This window comes from Streptomyces sp. NPDC001606, from assembly GCF_053596835.1.
Genome location: NZ_JBSFHC010000037.1, coordinates 20,765 through 27,154, shown reverse-complemented (window position 1 = coordinate 27,154; position 6,390 = coordinate 20,765). Strand labels below are relative to the sequence as shown.

The 6,390-nt window shown below is 68.7% G+C and carries 5 protein-coding genes and 3 pseudogenes; 3 read left to right on the top strand and 5 right to left on the bottom strand.

Going from position 1 to position 6,390, the window contains the following annotated elements; translation table 11 throughout:
* Positions 1-90 precede the first annotated feature (90 nt).
* Positions 91-597: a DinB family protein gene (locus ACWCV9_RS36910; protein ID WP_450793312.1), complete on the bottom strand. Its 507-nt coding sequence runs from the start codon at positions 595-597 to the stop codon at positions 91-93.
* A 340-nt stretch (positions 598-937) separates the two neighbouring features.
* On the opposite strand from ACWCV9_RS36910, the pseudogene ACWCV9_RS36905 reads away from it, so the two are divergent.
* Together ACWCV9_RS36905 and ACWCV9_RS36900 are read left to right on the top strand one after the other, a co-directional pair.
* Positions 938-1,999: pseudogene (locus ACWCV9_RS36905) on the top strand (IS630 family transposase).
* A gap of 175 nt (positions 2,000-2,174) precedes the next feature.
* Positions 2,175-2,528: a hypothetical protein gene (locus ACWCV9_RS36900; RefSeq protein WP_450793310.1), complete on the top strand. Its 354-nt coding sequence runs from the start codon at positions 2,175-2,177 to the stop codon at positions 2,526-2,528.
* 161 nt (positions 2,529-2,689) lie between these two features.
* Here the strand turns inward: ACWCV9_RS36900 and ACWCV9_RS36895 are convergent, their stop codons facing one another.
* The 3 genes and pseudogenes from ACWCV9_RS36895 to ACWCV9_RS36885 all read right to left on the bottom strand — a co-directional run.
* A complete protein-coding gene (locus ACWCV9_RS36895; protein ID WP_450793308.1) occupies positions 2,690-3,088 on the bottom strand; it encodes a hypothetical protein in 399 nt (132 codons plus the stop codon).
* 75 nt (positions 3,089-3,163) lie between these two features.
* Positions 3,164-3,388 (bottom strand): annotated as a pseudogene (locus ACWCV9_RS36890) (transposase); the annotation flags it as partial.
* 59 nt (positions 3,389-3,447) lie between these two features.
* Positions 3,448-3,801, bottom strand: a pseudogene (locus ACWCV9_RS36885) (VC0807 family protein); the annotation flags it as partial.
* 296 nt (positions 3,802-4,097) lie between these two features.
* On the opposite strand from ACWCV9_RS36885, the gene ACWCV9_RS36880 reads away from it, so the two are divergent.
* Positions 4,098-4,925 (top strand): class I SAM-dependent methyltransferase, encoded by an 828-nt coding sequence (locus ACWCV9_RS36880; RefSeq protein WP_450793306.1) that lies wholly within the window; start codon positions 4,098-4,100, stop codon positions 4,923-4,925.
* A 257-nt stretch (positions 4,926-5,182) separates the two neighbouring features.
* Here the strand turns inward: ACWCV9_RS36880 and ACWCV9_RS36875 are convergent, their stop codons facing one another.
* On the bottom strand, positions 5,183-6,352 hold the full coding sequence (locus tag ACWCV9_RS36875; RefSeq protein ID WP_450793304.1) for an MFS transporter: 1,170 nt from the start codon (positions 6,350-6,352) through the stop codon (positions 5,183-5,185).
* Positions 6,353-6,390: the final 38 nt, after the last annotated feature.

Genomic DNA, 6,390 nt, shown 5'->3' with positions numbered 1-6,390 from the left:
ACCAGATACGAGAAGACCGCCGCTTCCTACGAAGCGGCGGTCACCCTCGCGTCGTTCCTGCTGTGGGCAAGATCCGTTTGAAGACGGACCCTAGTCGCCGGTCGTGCCGTCGAGCATCTCGCGCAGGATGTCCAGGTGGCCGTTGTGGCGGGCCGTCTCCTCGGTGAGGTGGAGGAGGATCCAGCGCAGGTCGACGTGGAGGCCGTCGCGGACGGCTCGCTGGGCCTGCTTGTCCAGGCCGTTCCCGGCGACCAGTTCGCGGTAGCGGGCACTCTGTTCAGCGTATTCGTCGAGCAACTGCGTGAGCGGGAAGTCGACGGCGATACGCATCTCGCGGTCGGGGTCCTCCTCGGTCCAGGGGCCCCGGTCTTCCTCGCCGAGGAAGACCACTTGGAACCAGTAGTACTCGACCCAGCGGAGGTGGTTGATCAGTCCGCTCATGGTCATCAGCGGTGAGCCCGGCAGGAGCGCCTTGCGAGCGTTGTCCGCGGAGACGCCGGCGCACTTGGCGCGGGCGGTGTCACGTGCGTAGTCGAGGAACGTGGTGAGCTGGGTGCGCTCGTCCCACGCGGTCGGGGTGTCGTCGATTCTGGTCATCGCGCGAAGCGTCCCCGATCACCGCGACCGATGTCGAGGTATTTATCGACGGACCCAACCTGCTCCACCCAGCTCCTTCTCCGGCATCGCTACAGCGATTCAGCGCCAGTGGCCCGCCCTGCATGATCCGCCGGACAGGCCCTGGTCTGTGCCGGGCTTCCCCCTTCTTCGGTGTAGGGCCTGCTTCTCCTGCCGCCTCCAACCGTCCGTGTGCCGAAGATGACGGCCGCCCGCGGCTGGCTCATTCCGCTGGCGGCCCAACGGGCGCCCCGCCAGGGGACGGATTGCCCTCCGGATTGTTTGCCTGACAGTGGCGGGTATGCTCCGGCAGCCCTGAACCGTGGGATACGCGCAGGGCGGCGGGTTGACGACGCTGGGAGGACCGCGCGGGAACGGGTCCGGCTGCAGGCCGTGGAACGCTTCGAGGGCGGACAGAAGAACAGGGAGATCGCTGCCGCGCTGCGGGTCAGCGAGCGGTCGGTGGAGCGAGGGCGTCGGTAGTGGCGCGAGCGGGGCGAGGCCGGGGTCCTGTCGAAGGGTTCGCCGGGGCGGCCGAGGCTCAGTTCGGCCCAGATTGCCGGGCTGGAGCGGGAGTTGGAGCGTGGCCCGCTGGTTCACGGCTGGACGGACCAGCGGTGGACGCTGGCCCGGGTGAAGAGGCTGATCGGCCGGCTGATCCACATGACCTACACGGTGGAGGGCAGCTGGCGGCTGCTGAAGCGGCACGGCCGGTCGTGGCAGAAGCCGGCCCGGCGGGCGATCGAGCGCGACGACGCGGCGGTGGAGCTGTGGAGGAAGGAGGTCTGGCCGCGGGTAAGAGCACCGCGGCGGGTCGCGGCGCCTGGATCGTCTTCGAGGACGAGGCCGGGCAGTCGATGACTCCGCCGCGCGCCAGGACCTGGAGCCGCGTCGGACAGACACCCGTCGTCCGTGGCCGCGGCCGGGGCTCCGGACGGTGTCGATGGTGAGCATGGCCTGCTACAAGCCCGGTGAACGATCCCGGCTGATCTACGCGATCCGCGAGTACCGGGGCCGCAAGGGCGAGCCGAAGGGCTTCGGATGGCGAGACTTCCGCGACCTGATCGTCCGCGCCCGCATCCGGCTCGGCGGCCCGGTCGGTACTCGTCCGGGACAACGCCCGCACCCACCTCGTGCCACCACTCAAGGCGTTCTTCGAGGCCAACGCCCACTGGCCGACCGTCTTCCACTGCCCACCTACGCGCCGGACCTCAACCCGACCGACGGCATCTGGTCGCTGGTCAAGCGCGACATCGGGAACCTGGTCGCCGCCAATCCCGACCAGCTCACCCGATCCGTCAAGCACAAGCCCAAGCAGATCCAGTACCGCCCGCACCTCGTCGATGGCTGCCTCACCGGCACCGGCCTGATCATGGACAGCTGACCGACATCACCCAATCAAGTTCAGCACATCACCGAGGTGCCGGAAATTTAGCGTTTCGGTCAAAACAAAGGAAGCTTCCGAGTGTCCCTGTGACGGTCTTGTTGTCATGCGCGGGGGGTGGTTAGCTGCTCGAGGTCTACCCGCAGGGGGCGGGTAGCGGAATTGAGGAGTCCGTATGCACCTCGTCCGCAAGCTGGTAACCGGACTGATGGCGGCTGGCCTCGTCACCACCGGCTTCATCGCCGCAACCCCGGCCAGCGCCTTGGTCGTGAACTCCACGTGCAACCTGTCGAACGTCGTCGTGGTCAACTCCAAGGGCGGCGACTACTGCTACGTCTGGGACGGTAACAACTCCAGTGGCTGGGTGGGCTGGATGCACATCGAGAATGCCGGGGTTGCGTGCTCCCACGGCAACTACACGGGGTATGTGACGGATGCCGCAAACCGCAAGTACTACTTCGACCGGAACGGGTGCACCGGGAACATTGGTGGGGCCACGCTGACCCTGATCACCTTCACCGGTAACTGAGCCGTCGCGGGTTCGAAGTCTGCGCGCGCGCCAGGCCGTTGCCTGCCTTGCGCGCTCCTTTCGTCTGAGCCCGTCACCTTATTGACCCGAAACGCTAAACTTCCGGCACCTCGGTGATGTACTGAACTTGAACCCGTGATGTCGCTCGGATCGGAGCAGCATTACGGCCCGAGACCCCCAGATGCTGTGGCTCGGGTCCACGAGGGTGGCTGGAGCCAGCGGCGCGCCGCGGCGAGATTCACCTCTACGTCGTCGCTCCAAGAGCAGACCTCCAGCCACGAGAGGTAGCCGCCTTGCGCGAAGACCAGGACCTCGCCAGGGCAGTCGCCAGCTTCGGTGAAGAGCTGTACGTCGGCAGCCACGACGGTGCCCGGGCCCGTCGCCGCGGGTTCCACCTCGTCGGTGTCGAGTTCGAAATAGGCGGTTCCGCAACCGCACTTGCAGCGGGATTGCACCTTCAGATGGGGAACCTGCCGTCGGAGGGCGACGTGAACGGCCTCGTCCTGGTTCAGGACGAGGTCAAGCACGTCGGCTACGTCTTCGGGCAGGCTCCCAGTCATGCGGTCACCGTAGCTGACCAGCAGCTTTGCGTTTCGAACAATTTCGGTTCCGCCGCCCGAAAACAGTCGACACGCTCACAGGGCCAGGGTCAGGTCGGTGCCGGCGAGACAGCCGTCAATGACCTCCGGTCGGTACTGCAGCTTCTTGAGCTTGCGCTTCACGGCTCGGGTGATCTGGCCGAGGTCGGCAGCGGCGAGGGTGCCGATGTCGAGCTTGACCAGCGACCAGACGCCCTCGGTCGGGTTGAGGTCTGGGGCGTAGGTGGGTAGCTGGAACACGGTGAGCCACTCCGCGTTCGCGTCGAGCCCCAGATCGCAGTCGAGACCCGCCAGATCCGCCGGAAGGCCGGCTCGCGTTCCCACAGCACATCCCAGGACGTGCCGTCGGATCGGAACCGCCCCTCCAACAGAGGGCGGCCGCCGTGGAAGAGCAGCGGGCGCCGGGCCCCGATCGAGATCAGGAACCAGAGCCCGGCCACACCGGTCAGCCACCCGTCCTTGGCCAGCATGAACCGGGGGCTGCCGCTGACCAGCGCGGCTGCGATGCCGCGCAACATGGTCCCGGCGACGAAGCCCGCCATACCCTCCAGGCTGCGGGTGCGCAGCCACTGCACCACCGTGGTGAGCGCCGGCACGAAGGCACCGGCCAGCAGCGCGACGAAGACGCTGACGCCGGCGGCACGCAGGCCGTAGTACAACGCGATCGGGACCACGATGTCCCGGACGACACCGAGCAGTAGGCGTCGCCCGCTCGGCCGCGGCGACGCCCCGGAGACCACCTTGTGCGCGGTCGTGACGTCCTCCAGTCGCCAGAAGAGCCAGGGTAATCACTCACAGACACACAGTCTCCATGTCCGGGCGAGGCGGCTGCGTCATCCGCACGACGGCGGCGTCGAGCGCAGACACGGGGCTCAGCCACGTGGCATGGCCTCTTGTCCGGAGCGGCACCGGTCCGAGCATTTCCGGTTTTCCTCCCCCGCGCACGGCCCGGGCGCGGTTGGATGTCCTCATGACCTCTGCCGAGCACGCGCGGCTGATGCGCGCCAACCAGGCGAACTGGGACGCCCGCACTCCGGTCCACGTCACCAGCCGGTTCTACGGCCTGGACGAGGACCTGCATCCGGAGCGCTGGTTCGCCGCGTTCGAGTGGGAGGACCTCGGCGAGTTGTCCGGCCGGGATGTGCTGCACCTCCAGTGCCACCTCGGCACGGAGACGCTCGCCCTCACCCGGCGTGGCGCCCGGGCTGTCGGCCTGGACTTCTCGGCGGCGTCCGTGACGGCCGCGCGGGACCTCGCCGCGAAGTCGGGCCTCGACGTGACCTATGTCCAGGCCAACGTGTACGACGCCGTGACGGCGCTCGAGGGCCGGCAATTCGACGTCGTCTACACCGGCAAGGGCGCCCTGTGCTACCTGCCGGACCTCGATCGGTGGGCGGATGTCGTGGCCAGGCTTCTGCGGCCGGGCGGGCGGTTGTACGTCGTCGAGTTCCACCCGCTGCTCAACGCGCTCGGCCCGACACCCGGTCCGGGTGAGGGGCCGGAGTTGCTGCTGCGCCACGACTACTTGGGCGGCTCCGGTCCGGTGCATCGGGATGCCACCTACACCTACACCGACGGCCCGGCCGTCGAGGGCGCCACGGACAGTTACGAGTGGATGCACGGAATCGGTGAGGTCGTGAACGCGTTGACGGATGCGGGAATGGACGTCCGGCGACTGCGGGAGAGCGACGAGCTTCCCTGGCCGCGCTGGCCGCGGATGGTCCGTACGGACGCTGGCTGGTGGCGGTTGCCCGAGCCGCGGATCCCCCTTTTGTACAGCCTGCTGGCCGTTCGTTGAGCCCCCATCCCTCGGCAGCCGTACAGTGCGAGCAGCACGCATGCTTGCCCCTGACAGGCGCCGGTGCCGGTTCCTTGTGTGTCGGCTGAACGGCCCGTCGTCCCTCAAGCACACGCCGAGGTCATGTTCGGCGGAGGCGTGGCGAGCCGACCGGGTTTCGGTGTATTCCTGGCGGGCTCCCGGATGAACGCCGGTGCCCTGCGGCTGCTCCGGGCTGGGGGACCCGTGGGCTGTGCGGGCACGTAGGCGAGGCACCCTCAGCGGTAGCGGGCCCGGCCCGCCGCCGCGGCCACTGTCAGGGGCACGGTCAGGAGCGCCGCCAGCCAGAACAGGGAGCGGTAGTCGTGCGCTTGAGCTGTGGAGGCCGCCAGTCCGGTGGCCACGGCGCTGCCCACGTAGAGGGCTACGCCGAACATGGCCACGCCCGTTGCGCGGGCCGTCGGCGACAGGGCCGTCGCCCATGACTGGATCGTGGAGTGCATGAAGGACCAGCCGCCCCCGAGGAGCAGCGCGACCACGACGAGCGCCCCGGTGGACTGGCTGTAGCCGGCGAGGAGGTACGCCAGATCCATCTGCACCCCGCCGGCCACGATCAGGCGCACCGGCGACCACTGTCCGACGAGCTGTATGACCACCTGCGCCGCCGCCATGGAACCGACCCCGTACAGGGCCGCGACCGCGCCGGCCAAGGTGGTGGGAACTCCGTGCGCCTCCAGGGCCGGGGCCAGGTAGGTCAGAAAGCCGAGAAGCACCGCTCCCTCCAGCATCGCCACGGTCATGACGCACCACTGCCACCGGGAGGACAGGACCACGCGGAAGGGCGCCAGCAGTGATCCGGAGCGGACCCGCTCGGGCTGCGGCAGACGACGCAGGACCACCGACAGGTAGGCGGCGAGGACACCGGGCAGCGCGAACACCAGCCGCCAGGTGAGGTAATGCGCCAGCGCTCCGGCGACGACCGTGGCCACGGCGGTGCCGAGCGCGAACGCGGTCGTCAGCTCACTGAGGGGGCGCTGGCGTGTCGCGGACGGCACCGTGTCGCCGACGTACGTCAACGAGGTGGCGATGGAGGCGGCGAAGAAGGCCCCGGCCAGGGCGCGGGCCCCGATCAGCACAGGGGCGTCGGGAGCGAGGGCCGAGGCAAAGGCGGCCAGTGCCGCGCCCGCCAGCGACACCCGCATCACCTCCACACGGCCCCAGCGGTCGCTGGCCACTCCCCACACCGGCTGCATCAGCCCGTAGGCGAGGTAGTAGCCGCTCGCAGCCAGCACCACCGTGGGAAGCGGAGCTCCGAGCTGCGGACCGATGAGAACCAGCATGGGTGCGATGCAGAAGCGGTCGAAATTGCTGACGAATCCAGCGGTGCGCAGCAGGCGCAGAGAGGACGCCGGCAAGGTCGCCACCGGTGTCGACGCGGTGGTGGTCACGGGGTGGCCGCTCCCTTCCTGAAGGGTTCGACGAGAAC

What these genes read in the sequence shown, in the direction of transcription:
- ACWCV9_RS36910 (WP_450793312.1), bottom strand. Translation starts at nt 597, where the DNA reads ATGACCAGAATCGACGACACCCCGACCGCGTGGGACGAGCGCACCCAG.
- ACWCV9_RS36900 (WP_450793310.1), top strand. Translation starts at nt 2,175, where the DNA reads ATGCACCTCGTCCGCAAGCTGGTAACCGGACTGATGGCGGCTGGCCTC.
- ACWCV9_RS36895 (WP_450793308.1), bottom strand. Translation starts at nt 3,088, where the DNA reads ATGACTGGGAGCCTGCCCGAAGACGTAGCCGACGTGCTTGACCTCGTC.
- ACWCV9_RS36880 (WP_450793306.1), top strand. Translation starts at nt 4,098, where the DNA reads ATGACCTCTGCCGAGCACGCGCGGCTGATGCGCGCCAACCAGGCGAAC.